General features: G+C 67.2%; 19 protein-coding genes. 13 read left to right on the plus strand and 6 right to left on the minus strand.

The window, feature by feature from the left end; translation table 11 throughout:
• Window positions 1–303, plus strand: a 303-nt coding sequence (locus tag IXW21_RS08265) for an integrase core domain-containing protein (protein ID WP_194763797.1), incomplete at its 5' end; no start/stop codon positions are given.
• Here IXW21_RS08265 and IXW21_RS08270 read toward each other — a convergent pair.
• Window positions 300–1,361 carry an AI-2E family transporter gene (locus IXW21_RS08270; protein WP_194763798.1) on the minus strand — a complete coding sequence of 354 codons (1,062 nt, stop codon included), beginning with the start codon at window positions 1,359–1,361 and terminating at the stop codon, window positions 300–302. The two genes, IXW21_RS08265 and IXW21_RS08270, sit on opposite strands and share 4 nt — an antisense overlap.
• A 181-nt stretch (window positions 1,362–1,542) precedes the next feature.
• Between IXW21_RS08270 and IXW21_RS08275 the strand changes: the two genes are divergently transcribed.
• Window positions 1,543–3,501 (plus strand): glycosyl transferase, encoded by a 1,959-nt coding sequence (locus IXW21_RS08275; protein ID WP_194763799.1) that lies wholly within the window; start codon window positions 1,543–1,545, stop codon window positions 3,499–3,501.
• Window positions 3,498–4,436, plus strand: a complete 939-nt coding sequence (locus IXW21_RS08280) for a tetratricopeptide repeat protein (RefSeq protein ID WP_194763800.1) — start codon at window positions 3,498–3,500, stop codon at window positions 4,434–4,436. Before IXW21_RS08275 ends, IXW21_RS08280 begins: the two co-directional genes overlap by 4 nt.
• Before the next feature lie 15 nt (window positions 4,437–4,451).
• On the opposite strand, the gene glgB is transcribed toward IXW21_RS08280, so the two are convergent.
• The 3 genes from glgB to glgX form a co-directional block, all read right to left on the minus strand.
• Window positions 4,452–6,656 carry a 1,4-alpha-glucan branching protein GlgB gene (gene glgB / locus IXW21_RS08285; RefSeq protein WP_194763801.1) on the minus strand — a complete coding sequence of 735 codons (2,205 nt, stop codon included), beginning with the start codon at window positions 6,654–6,656 and terminating at the stop codon, window positions 4,452–4,454.
• Entirely contained in the window at window positions 6,653–8,728 is a 2,076-nt protein-coding gene (locus IXW21_RS08290; RefSeq protein ID WP_323742197.1) for an alpha-1,4-glucan--maltose-1-phosphate maltosyltransferase, read from the minus strand. Before IXW21_RS08290 ends, glgB begins: the two co-directional genes overlap by 4 nt.
• 65 nt (window positions 8,729–8,793) lie before the next feature.
• Window positions 8,794–10,866 (minus strand): glycogen debranching protein GlgX, encoded by a 2,073-nt coding sequence (gene glgX, locus IXW21_RS08295; protein ID WP_194763803.1) that lies wholly within the window; start codon window positions 10,864–10,866, stop codon window positions 8,794–8,796.
• 94 nt (window positions 10,867–10,960) lie between these two features.
• Between glgX and IXW21_RS08300 the strand changes: the two genes are divergently transcribed.
• Genes IXW21_RS08300 through IXW21_RS08315 form a run of 4 tightly spaced genes read left to right on the plus strand, consistent with a single transcriptional unit; the run spans window position 10,961 to window position 16,083 of the window.
• Window positions 10,961–12,136 (plus strand): cysteine desulfurase family protein, encoded by a 1,176-nt coding sequence (locus IXW21_RS08300; RefSeq protein ID WP_194763804.1) that lies wholly within the window; start codon window positions 10,961–10,963, stop codon window positions 12,134–12,136.
• 9 nt (window positions 12,137–12,145) lie between these two features.
• Entirely contained in the window at window positions 12,146–13,243 is a 1,098-nt protein-coding gene (gene mnmA, locus IXW21_RS08305; RefSeq protein WP_194763805.1) for a tRNA 2-thiouridine(34) synthase MnmA, read from the plus strand.
• 42 nt (window positions 13,244–13,285) lie between these two features.
• Window positions 13,286–15,601 carry an NAD-dependent DNA ligase LigA gene (gene ligA / locus IXW21_RS08310; protein ID WP_194763806.1) on the plus strand — a complete coding sequence of 772 codons (2,316 nt, stop codon included), beginning with the start codon at window positions 13,286–13,288 and terminating at the stop codon, window positions 15,599–15,601.
• Window positions 15,598–16,083, plus strand: coding sequence for a hypothetical protein (locus tag IXW21_RS08315; RefSeq protein WP_194763807.1), 486 nt, complete (start codon window positions 15,598–15,600; stop codon window positions 16,081–16,083). The genes ligA and IXW21_RS08315 overlap by 4 nt, the downstream gene beginning before the upstream one ends.
• Window positions 16,084–16,235: 152 nt before the next feature.
• Here the strand turns inward: IXW21_RS08315 and IXW21_RS08320 are convergent, their stop codons facing one another.
• Both IXW21_RS08320 and IXW21_RS08325 read right to left on the minus strand, forming a co-directional pair.
• Window positions 16,236–18,083: a DEAD/DEAH box helicase gene (locus IXW21_RS08320; protein ID WP_323742198.1), complete on the minus strand. Its 1,848-nt coding sequence runs from the start codon at window positions 18,081–18,083 to the stop codon at window positions 16,236–16,238.
• Between the two features lie 47 nt (window positions 18,084–18,130).
• On the minus strand, window positions 18,131–19,831 hold the full coding sequence (locus IXW21_RS08325) for a long-chain-fatty-acid--CoA ligase (RefSeq protein WP_194763808.1): 1,701 nt from the start codon (window positions 19,829–19,831) through the stop codon (window positions 18,131–18,133).
• Between the two features lie 68 nt (window positions 19,832–19,899).
• Here IXW21_RS08325 and gatC point away from each other — a divergent pair, with 68 nt between their 5' ends.
• The 6 genes from gatC to IXW21_RS08355 are packed head-to-tail and all read left to right on the plus strand — an operon-like array spanning window position 19,900 to window position 25,451.
• Window positions 19,900–20,199 (plus strand): Asp-tRNA(Asn)/Glu-tRNA(Gln) amidotransferase subunit GatC, encoded by a 300-nt coding sequence (gatC, locus tag IXW21_RS08330; RefSeq protein ID WP_194763809.1) that lies wholly within the window; start codon window positions 19,900–19,902, stop codon window positions 20,197–20,199.
• Window positions 20,196–21,713 (plus strand): Asp-tRNA(Asn)/Glu-tRNA(Gln) amidotransferase subunit GatA, encoded by a 1,518-nt coding sequence (gene gatA / locus IXW21_RS08335; protein WP_194763810.1) that lies wholly within the window; start codon window positions 20,196–20,198, stop codon window positions 21,711–21,713. The genes gatC and gatA overlap by 4 nt, the downstream gene beginning before the upstream one ends.
• Window positions 21,713–23,227, plus strand: a complete 1,515-nt coding sequence (gene gatB / locus IXW21_RS08340) for an Asp-tRNA(Asn)/Glu-tRNA(Gln) amidotransferase subunit GatB (RefSeq protein ID WP_194763811.1) — start codon at window positions 21,713–21,715, stop codon at window positions 23,225–23,227. Before gatA ends, gatB begins: the two co-directional genes overlap by 1 nt.
• A gap of 47 nt (window positions 23,228–23,274) precedes the next feature.
• Window positions 23,275–24,531: a DNA polymerase IV gene (gene dinB / locus IXW21_RS08345; protein ID WP_194763812.1), complete on the plus strand. Its 1,257-nt coding sequence runs from the start codon at window positions 23,275–23,277 to the stop codon at window positions 24,529–24,531.
• Between the two features lie 37 nt (window positions 24,532–24,568).
• Window positions 24,569–24,886: a hypothetical protein gene (locus IXW21_RS08350; RefSeq protein WP_194763813.1), complete on the plus strand. Its 318-nt coding sequence runs from the start codon at window positions 24,569–24,571 to the stop codon at window positions 24,884–24,886.
• Window positions 24,870–25,451, plus strand: a complete 582-nt coding sequence (locus IXW21_RS08355) for a hypothetical protein (RefSeq protein WP_194763814.1) — start codon at window positions 24,870–24,872, stop codon at window positions 25,449–25,451. The genes IXW21_RS08350 and IXW21_RS08355 overlap by 17 nt, the downstream gene beginning before the upstream one ends.
• Window positions 25,452–25,453 lie beyond the last annotated feature (2 nt).

Genomic DNA, 25,453 nt, shown 5'->3' on the forward strand with positions numbered 1-25,453 from the left:
GTGATCAGCGACAACGCGTTCGCCTACCGGCACTCGACCGCGTTTCGAGACGTAATCGACGCGCACGGCATCACGCAGAAGTTCATCCGCCCGCACTGCCCCTGGACGAACGGGAAAGTCGAGCGCTTGAACCGCACCCTCGCCGCCGAATGGGCCTACGCCCGACCCTGGACCTCCAACGACGACCGCCGAGCAGCATTGACGGCCTGGCTCGACCACTACAACCTAGACAGAACCCACCTCGGCATCGGAGGCAAGACCCCTATCGACCGAATCAACAACGGTCGAGGTCAGTACAGCTAGAGCTCGTTCATCCGAGGGATCAGCACCTGCCGGTAGATGATCAGGATGCTGGCGGCCACGGGGATCGCGATGAGTGCGCCCAGAAGCCCGAGCAGGCTCCCGCCCGCGAGCGCCGCCACCACCACGACGGCACCCGGAACGGAGACCGCGCGGCTCATGATCCTCGGCGAGATGATGTACGCCTCGATCTGCATGTAGATCAGGTAGTAGATGCCGGCGGTGATCGCGATCGCCGGTGAACCGAGTCCGGGGATCAGACAGACGAGCACGATGATCGTCGACCCCGTCAACGTGCCGACCAGCGGGATCAGCGAGAAGAAGAACGCGATCACCGCGAGGACCGCGGGGAACGGGGCGTCGATGATCGTGAGGAAGATCATGCTGAGGACACCGTTGATCACGCCCTGCGAGACCTGACCCATCACGTAGTAGCCGACCGAGTCGGTGATCTGCTCGGCGAGGTCGATGAAGCGGTCGCGCTTGGAAGCGGGGGCGAGCTGGTAGACGGCGCGCTTGAGAGAGGGGGTCGAAGCGGTGAGGTAGATCGTCAGGATCAGGACGATGAAGGCTCCGAAGAGGCCGCTGACCACGGCCCCGCTGACCGCGAGCACTCCCTGGCCGATCGATCCGCCGATCTGCGCGACGTTGGTCTCGAGCCAGTTCGCGACATAGGCGAACACCTCGTCGACTTTGAGGTTCGGGAAGGTGTCGATCATCCATTCACGCAGGTCAGGAAGGATCGTCCCCCGTTGCACGATCGCCGTGATCTGCACGATCAGTTGGGAGATCTGGTCGACGAGCACCGGGAGCACGATGAGGACGACACCCGCGAACACTCCGAGCACCGCGACGATCGTGATGAGGACGGCGAGCCAACGCGGAAGCTTCCTGCGTTCCAGGAATGTGACGAGCGGATCGAGGCCCAGGCTGAGGAACAGCGCAGTTCCGACGTAGAGCAGCACGGTGGACAGGCTCTCGACGCTGCCGATCAACAGGATTCCCAGACCCACGCCGAGGGTGGCCACCAGTGCGGTGCGGAACGGGTTGTGGATCTTCATCACGGCTCCTCGGAAAAGCGGATGCTGCAAGGCTATCGACAGCCTCCGCGGAGACCCGCCGCGACGTGCCGCGCGATGACCGCGGGTGTGCCTCGTGGGCAACACACAGGTGATTTCGATAGTCTGAAATGTCGAGTGTTGTGCCTCGGGCGAGCGTCCGGGGCGCGTGAGGAGACTATTCGTGCGTTTCGTATGGGCCGTGGTGGCCTTCGTGCTGGCCGCGGGACTGATCGGTGCAGGCATCGCCCAGCGAACCATTTTCCAAGGGCCGTCGACGCAGAAGGTCGCGGTGGACGTCTCCGAACCGGCGCCTTTCGTGCTTATGGATGGCGACGTGCTTCGTGAGAATCCGGGAGCGCAGACGCTTCTCATCCGTGGCGAGGGAGACATCTTCGCCGCCTATGGCCGAACGGCGGACATGGAGGCCTGGCTGTCGGACACGGAGTACAACCACGTCACGGCCGGCGACGGCGGTGAGCTCGACGTGCAGTTCGTCGAACCGACGGCGGATGCCGCGGCTCCGGCTCCCGAGGAGACTCCTTCTGACGGTGCAGCGCCTGAGACCCCGGTAGAGGGCGGCGAAGCGGAACCCGCGGGACGCAATCCGGCAGGGTCCGATCTCTGGCTCGACTCTTTCTCCGACACGGACTCTCTGATCACCGACCTGCAGCTCCCTGAGGGCGTCAGCGTCCTCATCGCCTACGACGGCATTCAGGACGCGCCCGATGACATCGTGGTGTCGTGGCCCATCGACAACTCGACGCCCCTCGCCGGACCCCTCATGGCTGCCGGCGCCGTGGTGCTGCTCGTCGGGCTCATCCTCTACGTTCTCGGAATTCGTCACCAGCGTCGCGGACGTGGGCCCCGGCGTAAGGGCCCCGGCCCGCTTCCGGTGACCGAGCCGATCGACGTCGCTCAGCTTCCTCCTGCCGAGCGTGCTGCCATCGAAGGCTCGGACGCGTCGGCGTCGCCCGCGGCGGTCGAGGGAGAAGAGACTCAGCCCGAGAAGAAGACCGACGACGCGTCTCCGTCGACGGAAGGCGCGTCGAGGGAGATGCGCGCCCAGACGGCGTCACGTCGGCGGCGATCGTTCGCGGTTCCGGCCATCGCGCTGACGGCGCTGCTCGCGACCGGATGCTCCGCCGACTCCTGGCCCCAGTTCGGGGAGGGCACACCTTCGCCCACGCCGACGGCCACGGTGATCGCTCCCGACAATCAGAAGCCGCCGGCGGTGACTGAGGCGCAGGCCAAGCGGATCCTTCAGGACGCGGCCGCCACGATCAGCGAAGCGGATGCCGCGATGAACATCGAATTGGCGGGCACGCGCCTCGACGGCCCCGCCTTGACCGCGCGCACCACGGAGTACGCGTTGCGCACCGCGTTGCCCGAGACCACGCCGCCGTCGGCGATCCCGACCGACGACGTCGAGGTCGTTCTTCCCGAGGCGACGGATCGCTGGCCGCGCACGGTACTGGTGCTCTCCAAGAGCGAGGGTGACGACACCGTCCCCCCGGTGATTCTCACGATGACGCAGCAGGACCCGTGGTCGACCTACAAGATCACGAACATGGCCGAGATGTCTGCCGACGCCGTGTTCCCGGATGTCGCCGCCGCGTGGCTCGGCACATCACTCGTGCCGGACGACTCTGCGTTCCTCAGCATCCCGCCGGGTGAGCTGGCTGCGACATTCTCTGACGTCGTCGACGCGGGGGAGCAGAGCGCTGCCTACGGTCTCTTCGACGACCTGGCGCTGAACCTCGCGAAGTCGATCCGCGACAGCCGGCAGGCCGTCGTCCAGAACCTCGCCGACAACGGCGCGGCCGAGACCTCGCAGACGGCGTTCGACATCGCTCCGGCTGACACCGCTCCCGTGTCTTTGACCACGCTCGGCAGCGGTGCGATCGTCGCCGTGTCGCTCATCGACAACGAGACCGTGACCCCGACCTCGGCCGACGCGGTGATCCGCTTCGGCGAGAACGCACAGGTCAAGGCGCTCACAGGCGTCACCGAGTCCGCGAAGGGCGTGACGACTCGATACGAGTTCCAACTCTTCTTCTCGGTGCCCGCCCAGGGTTCGACCGAACAGATCCGACTCCTGGCCGTTCGCCAGGACCTTCTCTCCGCCGAGGTGCTCAAGTGACCGATATCTCTCCCGCGGCCCTTCGTGGCGCTGTCGACCTCTCCACCCTCCGTAATCGACCGTCAGCACCGCCCGCCGGTGCCCCGGCAGCAGGGGGCGCCGTCCCCGACCTCGTGATCGACGCCACAGACGAGTCCTTCGGCCAGATTCTCGAGATCTCGCGAACGGTTCCCGTGGTCGTCGACCTGTGGGCGGAATGGTGCGGCCCGTGCAAGCAGCTGAGCCCGATCATCGAGAAAGTGACCCGCGAACTCGGCGGGAAGGTGCTGCTCGCCAAGGTCGACGTCGACGCGAACCCGCAGCTGGCGCAGGGATTCCGTGCGCAGTCGATCCCGATGGTGGTCGCGCTGATCGCCGGACAGCCGGTCCCGATGTTCACCGGTGCCGTTCCCGAGCAGCAGGTGCGTGAGGTCTTCGCACAGCTGCTGCAGCTGGCGGCGCAGAACGGCGTGACCGGCACCGTACCGGTCGCCGGCGACGACGGCTCCGCCGAGGCCGACGCTGCGCCTGCAGAACCTCCGATGCCGCCGCTGCATGCCGAGGCATTCGCCGCCATCGAGATCGGCGACTATGCGGCCGCGATCGTCGCATACGAGAAGGCCCTCGCGGAGAATCCGCGTGACGAGGACGCCATCGCCGGTCTCGGCCAGGTGCGTCTGCTCGACAGGGTTCAGCAGCTCGATCTGCAGGAGGCTCGCGCGGCGGCAGCCGCCGCTCCACTCGATCCTGAGGCACAGTTCGCCGTCGCAGACCTCGATCTTGCGGGCGGCCACGTCGATGATGCGTTCGGTCGCCTTCTCGATCTGTTCGCGCAGCTGCCTTCCGATCAGCGCACGCCGGTTCGAGAGAGGCTCATCGAGCTCTTCGGCGTGATCGGAGCGGCCGACCCGCGTGTCATCTCCGCACGCAATCGGCTCTCTTCGCTGCTGTTCTGACCGGAGTTCCTACGGTCACCCGTTGCTGACCGTAGGAACGTGCGGATCGTTCTCGTGGCGCAGCCAGATGGTCGAGAGCGCAGGCAGCGTGATGTTCGCCACCGCGGAGCCCTCGGCCTCGTCGTGGGCGACGACCATGCCGAGGTTGCCTGAGCCACGGCCGCCGTACTCCGCGGCGTCCGTGTTGAGGATCTCATGCCAGACCCCTTCGTGTGGGAGAGCGAGTCTGTATCCGGTGCGCTCGATCCCGGCGAAGTTGCTGATCACGGCGACCCGGCCGCCGTGTGCGTCGCGACGTTCGAACGCGATGATGTTCGGGTCCCAGGTGGGGGCCCCGAGACGTGAGAAACACGAGCCGTCGTTGTCGCGTTCCCACAGCGGTGACTGCGCACGGTAGGTGCTGTTGAGCTGCCCGATGAAGTCCTGGAGTTGCGCGTGTGAGGGCTGCTCCAGCAGCCACCAGTCGAGCTCTCGGCCCTCCGACCACTCAGCGAGCTGACCGAACTCCTGCCCCATGAAGAGGAGCTTCTTGCCCGGGTGTCCCCACATGTAGGCGAGGTACGCCCGGACGTTCGCGAGCTTGTGCCAGTGGTCTCCGGGCATCTTCGCGAGGAGACTGCCCTTCCCGTGCACGACCTCATCGTGGCTGATCGGGAGCAGGTAGTTCTCGCCGAAGGCGTAGACGAACGAGAACGTCATCTCTCCCTCGTGGTGCGCGCGGTACATCGGATCGCGCTCGATGTACTGCAGCGAGTCGTTCATCCAGCCCATGTTCCACTTGAAACCGAAACCGAGTCCGGCGTGGTTCGTCGGAGCCGTGACGCCGGGGAAGCTCGTGGATTCCTCCGCGATCATGAGAACACCGGGATGCAGGCGATACGCGGTCGCGTTGACCTCCTGCAGGAAGCGGATCGCCTCGAGGTTCTCACGACCGCCGTGGATGTTCGGCTCCCACTCGCCGTCCTTGCGGGAGTAGTCCAGATAGAGCATCGATGCCACGGCGTCGACGCGGAGCCCGTCCACGTGGAACTCCTGGAGCCAGTACAGCGCGTTCGCCACCAGGAATCCACGTACCTCGGGGCGACCGTAGTCGAAGATGAGCGTGCCCCAGTCCTGGTGCTCGCCGCGTCGAGGATCGGGGTGCTCGTAGAGCGCCTGCCCGTCGAACTTCGCCAGGGCGAACGCATCCTTCGGGAAATGGCCCGGCACCCAGTCGAGGATCACCCCGATCCCGGCCTGGTGGAGCCTGTCGATGAGGTACCTCAGATCGTCCGGACTGCCGTAGCGACTGGTCGGGGCATAGTAGCCGCTCACCTGGTAGCCCCAGGACCCGCCGAACGGATGCTCAGCGAGAGGCATGAACTCGACGTGCGTGAACCCGGCTTCCATGACATGTGAGATCAGCTGATCGGCCGCGTCACGGTAGCCCAGGCCGGCACGCCACGATCCGAGGTGCACCTCGTAGATGGACAGCGGTTGAGCGACCGCATGCGTGGCAGCCCGTCGCGTCATCCAGGCGCCGTCCGACCATGCGTACGCGGACTGTGTGACCACGGACGCCGTCTCCGGAGGCACCTGGGCGGCTTGCGCCATGGGGTCGGCCTTGAAGATCCAGGCGCCGTCGCGGGTTCTGATCTCGAACTTGTAGGTGGTGCCCGCAGCGACTCCGGGGATGAACAGCTCCCAGATCCCGCTCACGCCCATCGACCGCATGGCATGCGCGTCGCCGTTCCACCCGTTGTGGTCGCCCGCGACTCGCACAGCGGTCGCGTTGGGGGCCCAGACCGCGAATGCCACACCGGCCTCACCGTCATGTACTCGAGGGTGTGCTCCGAGAACCTCCCAGAGACGCTCATGGCGGCCCTCGGCGATCAGATGCAGGTCGACGTCGCCGAGGGTCGGAACGTGGCGGTACGGATCCTCGCTGATCGTCTCGTCATCCTCGCCGTAGGCGGTCGCAAGACGGTAGGGGACAGGCGCTCCCTCATGCTGCGCCTCCCAGATGCCGTGGGCCGTGTGGTGGAGCTCGAGTCGAGTGCCGTCGCGGAACACCGCGGCGACGGTGGCGGCGAGCGGTCGCCGGGCGCGGATGACCGTGACCGTGCGGCCTGCCGCGTCGGCGTGCGGATGAGCGCCGAGCACCGAATGCGGATCGTGATGGGATCCCGCGGCGACGGCCGCCCAGTCGGATGACGCCGTCACATCTTCGACGTAGCTCATGCTCGTTCCCTCACCTTCAGGATGTGCACCGGCTCGGCGAACGCGTCGAGTCGCACGTAGTTGTGGTCGGCCCAGGTCCAGATCTCTCCCGTGAGAAGGTCCTCGACCTCGAACGTCTCTCCCGGCGCCACACCCCACACCGTCGTGTCGAGGTGCACGGTGGTCTCGCGCACCGAGTGCGGATCGACGTTGGCGACGACGATGATCGTGTCGGACGCCCCGGTGCCGGTGAAGGCGGCATCGAGATGCTTGCTGTAGACGAGGACCGCGTCGTCATCGCTCCAGTGCACCGAGAGGTTGCGCAGCTGCCGGAGTGCGGGATGTGCCCGCCGAATCGCGTTCAACCGGCGCAGGAGCGGTGCCAACGAGTCGCCTGCGGCCTCGGCGCCTTCCCAGTCGCGGAACTTGAACTCGTACTTCTCATTGTCGATGTTCTCTTCGGAGCCGGGCCGTGCGACGTTCTCGAAGAGCTCGTAGCCCGCGTAGACGCCGTAGACCGGTGCCGCCGTGGCGCCGATGCAGGCGCGGATGCGATACGCCGCACGCCCGCCGAACTGCAGGTACTCGGTCAGGATGTCGTGTGTGTTCACGAAGAGGTTCGGGCGCATGTAGTCGCTCGTCTCGTGCGACACGCTGGTGAGGAACTCCTCGAGCTCGGACTTCGTGTTGCGCCACGTGAAGTAGCTGTAGCTCTGCTGGAACCCCACCGCGGCGAGCGCACGCATGACGGCGGGACGCGTGAAGGCCTCCGCGAGGAAGATGACGTCGGGATCGGCCGCGTTCACGGTGGCGATCAGCCACTCCCAGAACTGCAGCGGCTTCGTGTGGGGGTTGTCGACGCGGAAGATCTTCACGCCTTCGCGCACCCAGTGCTGCACCACGCGGAGCATCTCGAGGTAGATCCCCTCGGGATCGTTGTCGAAGTTCAGCGGGTAGATGTCCTGGTACTTCTTCGGCGGGTTCTCTGCGTACGCGATGGTTCCGTCAGGAAGCGTGGTGAACCACTCCGGGTGCTCTGCGACCCAGGGGTGATCGGGAGACGCCTGCAGAGCGAGGTCGAGTGCGACTTCGAGCCCCTCAGCACGCGCTGCACGAACGAAGGCGCGGAAATCGGCCGGCTTGCCGAGCTCGGGGTGGATGGCGTCGTGGCCGCCCTCGGTCGCCCCGATCGCATACGGGGAGCCGGGGTCGCCGGGCTCCGTCACCAGAGTGTTGTTGCGGCCCTTGCGGTTCGTCGAGCCGATGGGGTGGATGGGCACCAGATAGATGACGTCGAAGCCCATGGCGGCGACGGCCGGCAGTCGTCTGGCAGCGGTGCGGAACGTGCCGCTCTTGATCGTGCCGTCTTTCAGACGCTTCGCCCCTTCGGAGCGAGGGAAGAACTCGTACCAGGCGCCGACGCCTGCCGCCGTGCGCTCGACGTGCAGCGTTCGTGCCTCCGACGCGGACCGGAGGGTCGTGAGGGGACGGCCGACGAAGAACTGCGCGAGCTCGGGGTCGGTCGAGACCGCGGTCGTGGTGGCCGCATCGCCGGCGGCCAAGGACGTGGCATGCGCGGTCAGAAGCTTGCGCTGGGGCAGTGGACGATCCTTCTCGGCAGCAGCGCGAGTCAGGATCTCGGCACCGAGCGCCGCCATCACCGGCACGTCGACGCCTGCGGCGACCTTCACCTCGGCCGCATGCGCCCAGGTCGCGAATTCGTCGGAGAACGCCTCGAATCGGAAGGCCCACTCGCCCTGGAGATCGATGGCGATCTCGGTGCTCCAGCGGTCAGTGCCGTCGAGCCGGGGCGAAAGACGATGCAGGGATTCCGTACCGTCGGGAGAGGTCAGCCGAAGCTGCACCCCGATGAGATCGTGACCCTCGCGGAATGCGACCACGCTGAACGGGACGACCTCGCCCACGAAGGCTTTCGGAGCGAACCCTCCCGGAACCGCGGGAGTGCCGTCGAGCAGCGGAATCCGCGTGGCCCTCAGGGGCTTCTCCTCGGACACTGCGCCGAGGGGGCGCAGGGGGATCTGAGCGGGGCTCCGGAAAGCCTTCGGACTGATACTGCTCGTGCGTGCGACCACCCCCCGAATGTACCGCGACCGCACCTCACCGGGTAGCGTCCCGGGCGGCTGCGGCGCGCCGCGGGTCATTCGACGCGGAACAGTCGCATGGAGGTGCCCGGGATGGGCAGGATGTCGCCGGGGGCGAATGTCTCGCTCTCGGTCGCTGGACGCTCGTCTGCGCTCGACCACAGTGACACGAAGCGCGTCGCGTCCTCGAGCTCTTCGGGCAGTCGCACGTCGATCGGCGACTCCGTTCCGTGGACGATCAGAAGGATGCGATTCGCGGCCTCACGATCAGGAGTGGAGGCGGCGACATACTGCAACGTGCGATTGCCGGGGTCCGTCCACTGCTCACGCTCCATCGTCTCGCCGTTCTGATCGAACCAGTCCATGACGGAGGCGTTGGGGATGTGCTCGCCGAGTCGCGCGTAGCGGCTCGGGCGCAGGGCGGGGTTCTCCGAGCGCAGCTGGATCAGTCGTGACACGTGCGCACGCAGATCCTCCTGCCAGGGCTCGGGATCCCAGCCGAGCCAGGTCATGGCGGAATCCTGCGCGTACGCGTTGTTGTTCCCGCGCTGCGTCCGCCCGACTTCGTCGCCCGCAGTGAGCATCGGAATGCCGGCCGACAGCAGGAGGGTGCCGAGCAGATTGCGCATCGCCTTGCGTCGGGCCGCAAGGATCGCGGGGTCGTCCGTGGGGCCCTCGATGCCGTGGTTGAAGGCGCGGTTCATGTCCGCGCCGTCACGGTTCTGTTCGCCGTTCGCTTCGTTGTGCTTGACGTCGTAGGAGACGAGGTCGTGAAGGGTGAAACCGTCGTGGGCCGTGACGAAGTTGATGCTCGCGAGGGGACCGCGCTCATCGGCGAAGGTGTTGGAGGAGCCGGCTAGTCGTGTGGCGAAGCCGCCGATCCCGACCGGAGCCGATGCTCTGCGCGCATAGTCGATGTCGCTCAGCCAGAAGTTGCGCACACGGTCCCGGTAGCGGTCGTTCCACTCCAGCCAGCCCTGCGGGAAGTTTCCGGTCTGCCAACCGCCCATGCCGACGTCCCACGGCTCTGCGATGAGCTTCGTGTCCTTCAGGACCGGGTCGTTCGCGATCGCCGTGAGCAGCGGATGCTCGGGCGTGTAAGTGTGCGAAGCGTCGCGGGCGATGGCGGCCGCCAGGTCGAAGCGGAAGCCGTCGATCTGCATCTCCTGCGCCCAGTAGCGCAGCGAGTCGAGCACGAGGCGGGCGCCGGCATCCGTTGAGGTGTCGAGCGTGTTGCCGCATCCGGTGGTGTCGATGTACGCGCCGGACGGATTCTGTCGGTAGTAGCTCGCATTGTCGATTCCGCGGAGGCTCGATCGCGGTCCGCCGAGGCCCTCCTCCGAGGTGTGGTTGTACACCACGTCGAGGATCACCTCGAGCCCGGCCTCGTGAAGGAGTCGTACCATGCCCTTGAACTCGGCGAGCACTGCTTCAGGGCCGCCCTTGCGCGCATCTTCGGTCGCATAGGCGTTGTGCGGAGTGAAGAAGTTGAGTGTGTTGTAGCCCCAGTAGTTGGTGAGCCCGCGTTCGAGCAGGCGGGGTTCAGGCACGAACGCGTGCACGGGGAGAAGCTCGATCGATGTGATTCCCAACGCGTGGAAGTATTCGATCATCGCCGGGTGCGCGAGCCCCGCGTAGGTCCCGTGCAGTGCCGGGGGGATGTCGGGCTGACGCTTGGTGAGACCCTTCAGATGACCTTCGTAGATCACTGTTCGATCGAGCGGGATGCGGGGCTTGACCGAGTCGCCCCAATCGAAGCCGTCGACGATGACGACGGAGCGCCACTCCTCGTAGCCGTCGCCCTGCGCGAGCCCGCGCGCGTACGGGTCGAGCAGGAGCGTCTCGGGATTGAATGTGTTGCCCGGACCGTGCGGTCCGCCGACGCGGATCGCATAGCGGGTGCCGGGTTGCAACAGCTCGGTCGTCACCTCCCAGACACCTCCGGGCAGACGTTCCAGGTCCACCTGATCGGTGACCCAGTCGAGGTCTGTGGCATCGAAGACGACGAGCTCGATGGACGACGCGTTCTGCGACCAGACGCGGAGGGTTCCGACGCCGTCGTGAAGGCGAACGCCGAGGTTGTCGAGTGCAGTACCGCCGGGCACGGTGATGTCTCGGATCGCGGGCATGAATACACCATAGGGGTCTGCGCTCGGGTCTCAGACCACGTCGCACTCAGTTCCACGTGTGCCCCGGCGCCGCGAAATGGGGGAGAGTTGAGGCATGCAGCACTATCTCGATCACGCCGCCACGACGCCGATGCGTCCTGAGGCGCGCGAGGCCTGGCTGGACGCGAGCGCGATCGTGGGCAACGCCTCGTCGACCCACGGTGCGGGGCAGGACGCCCGGCGACTGCTCGAGGAGGCTCGAGAGCGCGCCGCAGCGGTGCTCGGATGCGATCCCATCGAGGTGGTCTTCACGTCAGGGGGCACGGAGTCGATCAATCTCGCTCTCCAGGGTCTGTGGCTGGCACGGACCGCAAAGACGGATGCCATCGTGATGCCCGACGCCGAGCATCACGCCACCATGGACACCGTGGAGGCGCTCGTCGCGGCCGGTGCGGTGCTGCGCGCTGTTCCGGTATTCCGCACGGCGGCGATCGACATCGCGCAGTTCGCCGCGCAGCTTCCGGGCGCGGCACTGGCCACGGCGCTGATCGCCAACAACGAGGCTGGGACGATCAACGACGCCGTGTCACTGGCCGCAGCCGCGGCGGATGCGCAGGTTCCCCTGCACTTCGACGCCGTGTCGGCGCTCGGCCATGTGCCCCTGTCCTTCCGCGCCCTCAGGGGGGATGCCGCGGACGCGGTGGGTCTGGTCGCCATGAGCGTCGCGGGCCACAAGATCGGAGCGCCGGTCGGCGTCGGCGCCCTCGTCACCTCGCGCACTGCTCGGCTCTCGGCGATCATCCGCGGCGGCGCACAGCAACGGGGGCTCCGTGCAGGGACCCAGGACGTCGCGGGTGCCACCGCGTTCGCCGTGGCTCTGGAACTCGCCGAGGCCGAACGGGAGACGGAGAGCGCGCGGCTCCGAGCCATGCGCGATCGTCTGGTCGACGGCATCCTCACCCGCGTCCCGACCGCCGAGGTCCTGGGAGACCGCGTCGAGCGGCTGCCGGGCAACGCGCACGTCCTCTTTCCCGGCGCAGTGGGGGAGAGCCTGCTCTTCCTGCTCGACATGGCGGGGATCGCAGCATCGACGGGATCCGCATGTCAGGCCGGAGTGGCGGAGCCCTCCCACGTCGTGATGGCCATGGGGCGCAGTGAGCAGGACGCACGCAGCGTGCTGCGGTTCTCGCTCGGGCGCACGTCGACGGACGAAGACGTCGATGCCGTCATCGCGTCGATCGCCGACGCGTACTCGCGCGCATCCGGCTCCGGCTCAGCCGCACGCTCGTAGACTGGACTCATGAGGATTCTTGCGGCCATGAGCGGTGGCGTGGACTCCGCCGTGGCGGCGGCGCGTGCGGTCGACGCAGGTCACGATGTCGTCGGAGTACATCTTGCGCTCTCGCGCGCCGGCGGCACCCTGCGCACAGGCAGTAGGGGATGCTGCACGATCGAGGACGCACTCGATGCCCGTCGCGCAGCCGACCTCCTCGGGATCCCTTTCTACGTCTGGGACTTCTCGGAGCGATTCCGCGAAGACGTCATCGCCGACTTCGTCTCGGAGTACCAGGCGGGTCGCACCCCGAACCCCTGCATGCGCTGCAACGAGAAGATCAAGTTCGCCGCGCTCCTCGAGCGCGCGATCGAGCTCGGCTTCGACGCCGTGTGCACCGGTCACTACGCCACCCTGATCCCGACCGACGCGGGCCTGGAGCTGCACCGCGCAGCCGACAACGCGAAGGACCAGTCGTACGTCCTCGGTGTGCTGACTGCCGAGCAGCTCGCTCACACCTACTTCCCCCTCGGCACGACGCCGTCCAAGGCGGTCGTGCGCGCGGAGGCCGCCGAGCGTGGGCTGACCGTCGCCCAGAAGCCCGACAGCCACGACATCTGCTTCATCCCTGACGGCGACACCCGCGGCTGGCTGGCGGAGAAGGTCGGCACGGCGACGGGCGAGATCGTCGACCGCACCGGGGAGGTCGTGGGCTCGCACGAGGGTGCGCACGCCTTCACAGTGGGGCAGCGTCGAGGCCTCAAACTCGGCGTGCCCGCGTCGGACGGCAAGCCGCGATTCGTACTCGAGGTGCGCCCTGTCTCGAACACGGTCGTCGTCGGACCGAAGGAGGCGCTCGCGATTCGCGAGATCTCCGGGCAGCGCTTCAGCTGGGCCGGGGCCGCACCGGTGGATTCGGAGTTCGACTGCGAGGTGCAGATCCGTGCCCACGCCGAACCTGAGATCGCTCGGGCCTTCGTCACGTCCGAGGGCGTGCGTGTCGTTCCCGAGGAGCCCCTCAACGGCGTGGCTCCGGGGCAGACCGCGGTTCTCTACGTCGGCACCCGCGTGCTCGGCCAGTTCACGATCGACCGCACGGTATCCGCCGTGCCCGTTCACGCGTAGCGCCTGCCTCTGGATGTCGGTGCCCGCTCGTAGACTGGCGGTGTGCCGGAGAACATCTCGCTGGAAGACGCCCGTATCGAAGCCGACGAGCTGACCACTCGCATCCTCGAGGCGAAGGACGCGTACTACGGACGCGACACGTCGGTCGTCGACGATCACACCTACGACGGTTGGATGCACCGGCTCGAGGAGCTCGAGCGGCTGCATCCGGAGTTGCAGGGGCAGGATTCGCCCACTCAGATGGTGGGCGCGGCCGAGGCGACAGGGCTCGCGACCATCGAGCACGCCGAACGGATGCTCAGTCTCGACAACGTGTTCTCGATCGACGAGCTTAGGGAGTGGGCGGCCAAGACGCGTGCATCGGCCGGACGCGACGTCGACTGGCTCACCGAGCTCAAGATCGACGGGCTTGCGATCAATCTCCGATATGAGAACGGACGCCTGACGTCGGCGGCAACGCGAGGCGACGGCCGCGTCGGGGAGATCGTGACGGAGAACGCGCTGCGCCTGCCTGAGATCCCTCTGGAACTCAGTGGCGAGGGTCACCCGCCGATCGTCGAGGTGCGCGGCGAGGTCTTCATCCCCGTCGCCGCCTTCGAGCGTCTGAACGCTGCTCAGGCGTCGTTCCGCGACCGGGCGTACGCCGACGCCCTGGCCCGATGGGAGGCCCGCAGCGGAGCGAAGAAGCCGTTCGACGAAGAGAAGGCTCGGACTGCCGCAGCCAGACGGTTCCCGTCGTTCGCGAATCCGCGGAATGCGGCGAGCGGCGGCCTGCGCCAGCAGATCGACAAGAAGGACGGGCTCGAGCTCGAAGCGGGCATGCTTCGCATCGAGTCGCTGGCCCTCTACGTGCACGGCATCGGCGCGTGGGAGACCCCCCCGGTGGCTGCGCAGAGCCAGGTGTATGAGCAGCTGGCGGAATGGGGACTTCCCACGAGCCCGCATACGAAGGTCTGCACGAGCGTCGACGAGGTCGTGGCGTTCGTCGAGTACTTCGGCGAGCATCGACACGATATCGAGCACGAGCTCGACGGGATCGTCGTCAAGGTCGACGAGCTGTCTCTGCACGACGAGCTCGGCGCCACGAGCCGGGCGCCCCGTTGGGCGATCGCGTACAAATATCCGCCGGAAGAGGTTCAGACCACACTCCTCGACATCGTCGTCTCGGTCGGCCGTACGGGACGAGCCACGCCGTTCGCCGTGATGGCCCCTGCTCAGGTCGCGGGGTCCGTGGTCAGGCAGGCGACGCTGCACAACAAGGATGTCGTGAAGGCGAAGGGCGTGCTGATCGGCGACACCGTCGTGCTGCGCAAGGCGGGTGACGTGATCCCCGAGGTCCTCGGCCCCGTCGTCGAGAAGAGGGACGGCACCGAACGTGAGTTCGTGATGCCGGTGGAGTGTCCCGAGTGCGGCACGCCGTTGCGGCCCATGAAGGAGGGCGACATCGACCTGCGCTGTCCGAACGCGCGGTCATGCCCCGCCCAGGTGCGCGGGCGCGTCGAGCACATCGGATCACGCGGAGCGCTCGATGTCGAGGCACTGGGCGAGGTCACGGCGGCCGCTCTCACACAGCCCACCTCGCCGGAGATCCCTCCGCTCGAGACCGAGGCCGGTCTGTTCGCGCTCACCCTCGACGAGATCGTCCCCATCGAGTTGTTCGTGCGCGATGCCGAGACAGGTCTGCCCAAGGAAGACGAGGACGGTCTCGTGAAGACCCGAGCTCCGTTCCGACGCAACCCGACCGCTGCCGAGAAGAAGTCCGGGCTCGAGGGTCCGCAGCCGTCGTCGCAGGCGATCACGCTCCTCGCCGAGCTCGAGAAGGCCAAGACCAAAGACCTCTGGCGCCTGCTCGTCTCGCTGAACATCCGGCACGTCGGACCGGTCGCCGCTCGGGCTCTTGCGCAGTGGTTCGGTTCGCTCGACGCCATCCGTGCGGCATCGCGAGAAGAACTCGCGGCCGTCGAGGGAGTCGGCGGGATCATCGCCGACTCCCTGCTCGCGTGGTTCGATGTCGATTGGCACCAGGAGATCGTCCGGCAATGGACGGATGCAGGTGTGCAGTGGGCCACACCCGGGCACCCAGGGCCCGGTGCCGCAGTGGTCGAGGGCGGTGTGCTCGACGGTCTGACCGTGGTGGCGACCGGATCGCTCGACGGCTACACCCGAGACGGAGCACAGGAGGCCATCATCAAGGCCGGCGGCAAAGCCGCCTCGAGCGTGTCGAAGAAGACCGATTTCGTCGCCGCGGGTCCGGGAGCGGGCTCGAAGCTCGGCAAGGCGGAAGAGCTCGGCATCCGGGTTCTCGATGCTGCACAGTTCCACATCCTCGTCACCGAGGGGCCGGACGCGCTCGGATGAAGCGGTACGGGCCCTTGATCGCTGTGCCGGGCGCACTGGCCGTCGGCGATCCGGGGAGATTTCACCTGCGTCTCACACCCGAGGCGGTCTTCTTTCGACAGGGGACCGAAGAGCACGGGATCGCGCCGTGGTCCCAGATCGAGCGGGTGCTGCTCGACGTGCCGACGACGAGGTTCAGGCTGCCGGGCCTCGTGAGCACCATCGTGCTCGGCGCGCTGACGTTCCTGACGCTCGACAGCGTCGATATGGACCCTGACGATGGCGCAGTGGAGGTGATGGTCGACGGAGAGCCGGTCACCTCACCACTCAGCCGTCATCATGTCGGCGGGTATTGGACGCCGACAGTCGACGGTGCGCACCGGCTGCTTCAGCACCTGATCGACCATCCGGAGCAGCGATCATTGCTCGCTCGCCCTGAACAGCTCATCGATGTGGCGGCACGTCTCGCCCGCGGGTCGGCATCAGGGTCGTCTGTCGACTGAGCCGCTCGACGATCCGGTGGGTGGGGCCGATCAGCTGATGCGTCGCGGCACCCGAACGAGTTCGACCGTCGTCGCTGGTCGATCACACCGCAGGGTGGGTGTCGAGCGCACCGATCCCACAGGCGAGACCGGTGCGCTCGAGTTCACAGCGATCAGCCCTTATGACGGGGCTTGCGGAACGGCTTCTCGGCGCGCTCGTCGTTGCGCGCCGGACGGTCGTCGCGGTCGTAGCGCGGACGATCGTCACGACGGTCGAAGCCACCGCGGCTGCCGCCATCCCGAGGTCCATCGTTGCGACGACCCACGGGTCCGCGGTCGGGCTTGATCTCGATCAGGCGACCCGAGATCCGGGTGTCCTTGAGCTTGTCGAGCACCGAGGAATCCATGTTCGCCGGCAGCTCGACGACCGTGAAGTCCGGGCGGATGTTGATCGCGCCGAAGTCGTCACGACCGAGGCCGCCTTCGTTCGCGAGGGCGCCGACGATCTGACGGGGCTCGACACGGTGACGGCGTCCGACCTCGATGCGGTACGGCTTGTAGTCTCCGCGTCCGCGACGCTCGCGGGGTTCGCGGGGCTCACGCCGCTCGCGGGTGCTGTTCTCGCGCGGCGGACGATTGTCGTACTCGACCGCCTTCGACAGCGGGTCATCGGCCGGGTCGAGCAACAGCGGAGTGTCGCCCTGCGCGACGACCGCGAGTGCAGCGGCCACATCGGCTTCCGGCACGTCGTGATTGCGCACGTAATGATCGATGACGTCGCGGAACTTCTCGATCCGCGCGGCATCGCCGAGAGCCGCCGTGATCGCGTCGTCGAACCGGGTGAGACGCGTGGTGTTCACGTCGTCCAGAGTCGGCAGCTGCATCTGCGTGGGCTGCTGACGCGTGGCCTTCTCGATGGACTTCAGCAGGTAACGCTCACGCGGAGTGATGAAGCTGATCGCGTCACCGGTACGACCGGCGCGACCTGTGCGCCCGATGCGGTGCACGTAGGACTCGGTGTCGGTCGGGATGTCGAAGTTGACGACGTGGCTGATGCGTTCGACGTCCAGGCCACGGGCCGCGACGTCGGTCGCCACGAGGATGTCGAGCTTGCTCGCCTTCAGCTGGTTGACGCTGCGCTCTCGCTGCACCTGCGGCACGTCGCCGTTGATCGCCGCAGCGGAGTACCCACGGGCGCGGAGCTTCTCGGCCAGCGTCTCGGTCTCGTTCTTGGTGCGGACGAAGACGATCATGCCGTCGAAGTTCTCGACCTCGAGGATGCGGGTGAGCGCGTCGACCTTCTGCGCGTACGACACGACGAGATAGCGCTGGGTGATGTTCGTGCCGGTGGCGGTCTTCGACTTGATGCTGATCTCTTCGGGCTCGCGCAGGTACTTCTGCGCGAGGCGGCGGATCTGCGGAGGCATCGTCGCCGAGAACAGGGCGACCTGCTTCTCCTCGGGCGTCTGCGCGAGGATCTGCTCGACGTCCTCAGCGAAGCCCATCTTCAGCATCTCGTCGGCCTCGTCGAGCACCAGGTACTGCAGCTGGGACAGGTCGAGCGTGCCCTTGGCGAGGTGGTCCATGATGCGGCCGGGGGTTCCGACGATCACGTGCACGCCGCGGCGGAGAGCCGACAGCTGCACGCCGTAGCCCTGGCCGCCGTAGACGGGAAGGACGTGGACGCCCTTCATCTTCGAGGCATAGGACTCGAACGCCTCGCAGACCTGCAGGGCGAGCTCGCGGGTCGGTGCGAGCACGAGGGCCTGCGGGGTCTTCTGCGATACATCGAGGCGCTCGAGCACGGGGAGCGCGAAGGCCGCGGTCTTTCCCGTTCCGGTCTGCGCCATGCCGACCACATCGCGACCCGAGAGGAGGGTGGGGATGGTCGCGGCTTGGATGGGGGAGGGGGTCTCGTAGCCGAGGTCCTTGATGGCCTTGAGGACGGGGCCGGTGATGCCGAGCTCCTCGAATCCAGGGGTCTCGGGGGCGTCGGTGGGCACAGCGTCTTCAGGAGTCACTGACCAAGGGTAGCGCTTCGCGGGATTCCGCGCCTGTGAGGGCGCCCTCAGGAGTTGCCGGTGAGCGCAAGCAGCTTCTCCTTCACCTGACGGCGGAGCACCTTGCCGATCAGTGATTTCGGTAGTTCATCGACCACGAAGACGCGCCGCGGGACCTTGTACGGGGTGAGGATGCTGCGTGCGTAGTCGCGGATCGCCTCGACATCGACGTCCGCACCATCGTCGACGACGATCGCCGCGACGACCTCCTCGCCCGAATGATCGCTCGGAAGGCCGACGACAGCGGCGTCGATGACCTGCGGATGCTGGCGCAGGGCGTTCTCGACCTCGGTCGGAGCGACGTTGAAGCCGCCGGTGATGATGAGCTCCTTGATGCGGTCGACGATGCGGATGAACCCCGCGTCGTCGACCGTGACGATGTCGCCCGTGCGGAACCACCCGTCGACGAAGACGGCCTCGGTCTCCTCAGGTTTGCCGTAATAGCCCGAGAACACCTGGGGTCCGCGTACGAGGAGCTCGCCGGCGGATCCTGCAGGCACATCGACGCTCGGATTCTCAGGATCGACGACGCGGCACTCCGTGCCGGGCAGCGGGAGTCCGACGGTTCCGGGCAGGCGGTTGTCGGCCACCGGGTTCGCCATCAGCACGGGTGAGCATTCGCTGAGTCCGTACCCCTCGACGAGGAAGCCGTTCGTGGCTGCTTCGAAAGGGACGACCAGGTCATGAGGCAGAGCCATGGCCCCGGAGATCGCCACCTCGATGCCGTCGAGGGAGACACCCTTCGCGTTCGCCGCCGACAGCAGCCGGTCGGCGATCGGCGGAACGAGCGGGAGGAACGTCGCCGGATGCTTCTTCATCACATCGAGCACGAGGTCGGGGTCGAACTTCGGGAACAGCACGAGCCGGGCACCCATGGACATGGCGAAGGTCAGGCAGAGCGTCAGCCCGTAGGCGTGGAACATCGGCAGCACCGCGTAGACGACACAGCCCTTGCCCCGCTGGATCGACGGCACCCAGGCCTGCGACTGAGCCGCGTTCGCGAGAAGATTGCCGTGGGTCAGCGCTGCGCCCTTGGGGGTGCCGGTGGTCCCGGACGTGTACTGGATGATCGCGAGGTCGTCTGTCGCCGGCTTCGGGTGCGTGGCCGGGATGGGGGAAGACCGCACGAGTGAATCCCACGTGACGGTTCCGCGGACCTTCTCGGTCAGCGCCGCGCGCGACTCGCGGGCCTTCGCCACGGGCAGTCGCAGCGCGACCCGCGTCAGGACCGGCATCGCCCGGGTGACGTCGACGGAGACGAGGTTCGTCATCGCGAGGTCGGCCGGGAACCCCTGCACCGTGGAGACCACCTTGTTCCATACGATGGCGTGCTTCGCTCCATGATCCTCGAACTGCTTGCGCAGCTCGCGGGCAGTGTAGAGGGGGTTGTGCTCGACCACGACCGCACCCAGACGCAGGACAGCGTAGAAGGCCACGATGTGCTGGGGGCAGTTCGGCAACACGATCGCCACCGGGTCGCCCGCTCGCACGCCGAGGGCGCGCAGACCGGCGGCGGCGCGGTCGATCGCATCCTGCAACTCGGAGTAGCTCGTCTCACGCCCGAAGAACTGCAGCGCGGGCGCGTCCGGGTCGTCGCGTGCAGACGCCGCGACGATGTCGATCAGGGATCCCGACACGGGGGAGAGGTCATCCGGGACGCCGTCGGCGTAGCTGGCGATCCACGGGCGAGGAGGCTGGTACGAGCTCACCCGCCCAGCATAGGGCGGCAGTGGAAGCACTGCAGGGAGTCGACGGGCACGCCAAGTAGACTCGTGGTGTGTCTGAAATCACCCCTGATCTTGTGCGCCATCTCGGCGTGCTCGCGCGCATCCAGCTGAACGACGACGAGGTGACGCGGCTCACGGGCCAGCTCGACGCCATCGTCGACAACATCGCCAAGGTGTCGGAGGTGGCAAGCCCCGACGTCGCAGCGACGAGTCACCCGATCCCGCTGAGCAACGTCTTCCGTCCCGACGTCGTCGGCGAGACGCTCACGCATGAGCAGGTGCTCCAGAACGCGCCGGACCAGGCCGACGGCCGGTTCCGCGTCACCGCGATCCTGGGAGAAGAACAGTGAGCGACATCATCCGCATGACCGCCGCGGAACTTGCGGACAAGCTCGCCAGCCGCGAGATCTCGAGCGTCGAAGCGACGCGTGCTCACCTCGACCGCATCGCTGCCGTCGACGGCGACGTCCATGCCTTCCTCCACGTCAACGAGGGAGCGCTCGACGCGGCCGCGGCCGTCGACGCGCAGCGCGCCGCGGGAGAGCATCTCGGACCCATCGCCGGCGTTCCGCTGGCGATCAAGGACGTTCTCGTCACGACCGACCAGCCGACCACGAGCGGTTCGCGCATTCTCGAGGGATACCGCTCGCCGTACGACGCCACCGTCGTCGCCCGTTCGCGCGCCGCGGGACTCATCCCGCTCGGCAAGACCAACATGGACGAGTTCGCCATGGGGTCCTCGACCGAGCACTCGGCATACGGGCCGACTCGCAACCCCTGGGACCTCGACCGGATCCCCGGTGGCTCCGGTGGCGGATCGGCTGCCGCGGTCGCCGCGTTCGAGGCGCCGCTCGCGCTCGGTTCGGACACCGGCGGATCCATCCGTCAGCCGGCGCACGTCACCGGCACCGTCGGCGTCAAGCCCACCTACGGTGGCGTCAGCCGCTACGGCGCGATCGCCCTCGCGTCGAGCCTCGACCAGGTCGGCCCTGTGACGCGTACGGTGCTTGACGCCGGTCTGCTTCACGACGCCATCGGCGGCCATGACCCGAAGGATTCCACGTCGCTGCGCGATGAGTGGCCGTCGTTCGCCGACGCCGCCCGCGAGGGCGCACGCGGAGAGGTGCTCAAGGGTCTCAAGGTCGGTGTGATCCGCGAGCTTCCCGACAGCGGCTTCCAGTCGGGTGTGGCGGAGTCGTTCCGCAGCGCGCTCGCGCTGATGGAGGCACAGGGAGCCGAGATCGTCGAGATCGGAGCACCGCACTTCGAGTACGGCGTCGCCGCGTACTACCTGATCCTCCCCGCCGAGGCATCCAGCAACCTGGCGAAGTTCGACTCGGTGCGCTTCGGCCTCCGTGTCACACCGGATGGCAACCCGACGGTCGAGGACGTCATGTCCGCGACGCGTGACGCCGGCTTCGGCGACGAGGTCAAGCGACGCATCATCCTCGGCACCTATGCGCTGTCGGCCGGATACTACGACGCCTACTACGGCAGCGCGCAGAAGGTCCGCACGCTCATCCAGCAGGACTTCGCGAACGCGTTCGCGGACGTCGACGTGATCGCGACGCCGTCGGCTCCGACGACCGCGTTCAAGATCGGCGAGAAGATCGACGACCCGCTGCAGATGTACCTCAACGACATCACGACGATCCCGGTGAACCTCGCCGGCGTTCCGGGGATCTCGATCCCCAGTGGGCTGGCCGCAGAAGACGGCCTGCCCGTCGGCATCCAGTTCATCGCACCGGCACGGGAGGACGCGCGACTGTACAAGGTCGGCGCGGCCGTCGAGACGCTGCTCGTCGATTCGTGGGGAGCACCGCTCCTCACGCGTGCACCCCAGCTCATGGGAGGGACCCGCTGATGGCCACCGCCAAGCTCATGGACTTCGACAAGGCACTCGAACTGTTCGAGCCGGTGCTCGGGTTCGAGGTGCACGTCGAGCTCAACACGAACACGAAGATGTTCTCGGACGCGCCGAACCCGGCCAACGAGCTGTATCACGCAGCCGAGCCGAACACGCTGATCGCGCCCGTCGACCTCGGGCTGCCCGGTTCGCTTCCCGTCGTGAACGAGACGGCGATCCGCTCGTCGATCAGCCTGGGCCTCGCGCTCGGCTGCTCGATCGCTCCGTCGAGCCGGTTCGCGAGGAAGAACTACTTCTACCCCGACCTCGGCAAGAACTACCAGATCTCTCAGTACGACGAGCCGATCGCGTTCGAGGGATCCGTCGAGGTCGAACTCGAAGACGGAACGATCGTGCAGATCCCGATCGAGCGCGCGCACATGGAGGAGGATGCCGGCAAGCTCACCCATATGGGGGGCGCGACCGGTCGCATCCAGGGCGCCGAATACTCGCTCGTCGACTACAATCGCGCGGGAGTTCCGCTGGTCGAGATCGTCACCAAGACGATCTTCGGCACCGAGCACCGTGCCCCTGAGGTCGCCAAGGCGTACGTCGCGACGATTCGCGACATCGTGCGCAGCCTCGGGATCTCCGAGGCTCGTCTGGAGCGCGGGAACCTGCGCTGCGACGCGAACGTCTCGCTGCGCCCTCGCGGCCAGGAGAAGCTCGGCACGCGCACGGAGACGAAGAACGTCAACTCGATGCGATCGGTCGAGCGCGCGGTCCGTTACGAGATCCAGCGTCAGGCCCAGATCCTCGCTGACGGCGGGACGATCACACAGGAGACGCGGCACTGGCACGAGGACACCGGCACCACATCGCCCGGTCGTCCGAAGTCGGATGCAGACGATTACCGTTACTTCCCCGAGCCCGATCTGCTTCCGGTCGAGCCGGCCGCGGAGCTCATCGAGGCCTTGCGGGCGGAGCTTCCCGAGCAGCCCGTCGCACGCCGACGCCGCCTGATGGCCGAGTGGGGCTTCACCGACCTGGAGTTCCAGGACGTGCGCAACGGCGGCCTGCTCGACGTCGTCGTGGCGACCATCGAGGCGGGCGCCACTCCGGCGACCGCGCGCAAGTGGTGGACGGGTGAGATCACCCGTCTGGCCAACGCGCAGGAGAAGGACGCCACCGAGCTCGTCTCGCCCGAGAACGTCGCCGCGCTGCAGAAGCTCGTCGATGCCGGGACGCTCACGGACAAGCTCGCGCGTCAGGTTCTCGAGGGCGTCATCGCAGGCGAGGGCACGCCGAAGCAGGTCGTCGACAGCCGCGGTCTCGCTGTCGTCTCTGACGACGGCGCGCTCATCGCCGCGATCGATGAGGCTCTCGCTGCGCAGCCCGATGTGCTCGCCAAGATCAAGGACGGCAAGGTCCAGGCGGCCGGCGCCGTCATCGGTGCGGTGATGAAGGCGATGAAGGGCCAGGCGGATGCCGCTCGGGTCCGCGAGCTCGTCCTCGAGCGCGCTGCGCAGTAACCGTATCCCCCGGACCTCATGTCCGAGGTCCGGGGGAGAATGGTCTCATGGGACACGGTGACGGCAGAGGGCGCCTCGTGTCATCCGCCGATGCCGACGACACCGGTACGAGCATCCTGCACGTCGACATGGATGCGTTCTATGCAGCGGTCGAGGTGCTCGACGATCCGACTCTGCGTGGCCTCCCGCTGATCATCGGTGCCCCCGACGGCCGCTCCGTCGTATCCAGCGCTTCGTACGAAGCACGTCGATACGGTGTCCGCGCCGCGATGCCGGTGTCCCAGGCCATTCGCCTCTGTCCTTCGGCGAGGATCGTGCCGCCGCATTTCCATCGCTATCAGGAGGTGTCGCGGCAGGTGATGGCGATCTTCGAGTCCATCACGCCGCTGGTAGAGCCGCTCTCCGTCGACGAGGCCTTCCTCGATGTCCGTGGCGTGCGGCGGCTGTGGGGGAGTCCGGCGCAGATCGCCCAGCTCGTCCGTACGCGAGTGAGTGATGAGGTCGGGATCACCTGCAGCGTCGGCGTGGCGGCGACGAAGCACGTCGCGAAGATGGCCTCGACGATATCGAAACCGAACGGGATGCTCGTGATCGCCGCGTCCGAGACACAGGCCTTCCTCGATCCTCGACCTGTGCGAGCGATGTGGGGTGTGGGACCGAAAGCGGCAGAGGCTTTGGAAGGGCGCGGGATCCGCACCGTCCGCGACATCCGGATGTCGTCGACCGACATGCTCGACCGTGCCGTCGGTCCTGCGCTGAGCTCCCGCCTCACGCTGCTGTCGCGGGGGGAAGACGCGCGCGCGGTCGAGACCGAGCGCGTCGAGAAGAGCATCGGTCACGAGGAGACCTTCGACACAGATGTCACCGACCGCACATATCTGCGCGCCGAACTGCTCAGGCTCGCCGATCGCGTCGCCGCGCGTCTGCGCAAGGCCGAGTGGGAGACGTCGACGGTCGCGATCAAGATCCGCTTCGACGACTTCCGCACACTCAGCCGGTCGCAGACGCTTGCCGAGCCGACTGCGGTCGGTCAGCGGATCGGCGAAGCGGCTCAGGCGCTGTTCGAACAGATCGAGCGCCGCGATCCCGTGCGTCTCGTCGGCGTGCGGGCCGAGAGACTGCGCCCCGCTGGAGGCGGAGGGATCGGCCTGTGGGACGACGACGAGGGCTGGCGGAAGGTCGAGGGCGCAGTGGACGACGCCGTCGCGCGTTTCGGTTCGGCGATGATCGGTCGCGCCAGACACATCGGCCGCGGCGAGGGCCGGGGTGCCGCACAGCATCCGAAAGCACACGGTCTGGATTAGCCCTTCGAGATCGCGCCTCCTGGACTAGCGTGGAGTCATGCCCAACATTGCACTGGAACTCGGTAAGCAGGCATCCACTTTCGGCGTGAAGAGCGCGTACGGGGAGCCGCAGGATGTCGATGGCGTGAGTATCACTCCTGTCGCGTTGACCTATTCGGGCTTCGGTGGCGGAAGCGGCGACGGAGCAGAAGGCGGCGGAGGCGGCGGAGTCTCGATCCCCGTGGGCGTCTACGTGCGTCGTGAGGAGGGACTCCGGTTCGAACCCAACATCATCACTCTGTTGGTCGTGGCTGTGCCGTTCGTCTGGGTCACCGGGCGAGCACTCTCGCGTATCATCCGTGCCCTCAAGAAGTGACGACCCCGTCGCGGCCGCTCTCGAGCGCGCTGCGGCGCTGATCGTCGCCGACATCCGAGCTCTCGATGCGGCCAACCCGGTGGTGCTCATCGACGGCCGGAGCGGTGCGGGCAAGACGACCCTCGCCCGGATGCTCATCGAGCGATGGCCGATCGTGGGCCGCGTGCAGCTCATCGCTCTCGACTCGATCTACCCCGGGTGGGATGGACTCGACGATGGGGTGGAGCGCGCGTTGACGGGCATCCTCCGCCCGCACGGTCGCGGGTATCTCGGCGAGTGGCGGCGCTGGGACTGGGATCAGGGGGCCGAGGCCGAGAGCCATGCGGTCGATCCTGCACTCGGCGTGCTCATCGAGGGCAGCGGCATACTGACATCTGCGACCGCGGCGATCGCCGACGTGCGCGTGTGGCTGGAATCCGGCGAGAGCGGGAGGAAGGCGCGCGCCCTGACGCGCGACGGAGACACCTACCGACCGCACTGGGACCGTTGGGCCGAGCAGGAGCAGTCGCACATCGCCCGCGACGATCCTCGATCACTCGCCACGAGGGTGATCGACATCCCCTAGTG

The sequence above is a fragment of the Microbacterium sp. UFMG61 genome (assembly GCF_015354505.1).
Lineage (GTDB): Bacteria > Actinomycetota > Actinomycetes > Actinomycetales > Microbacteriaceae > Microbacterium.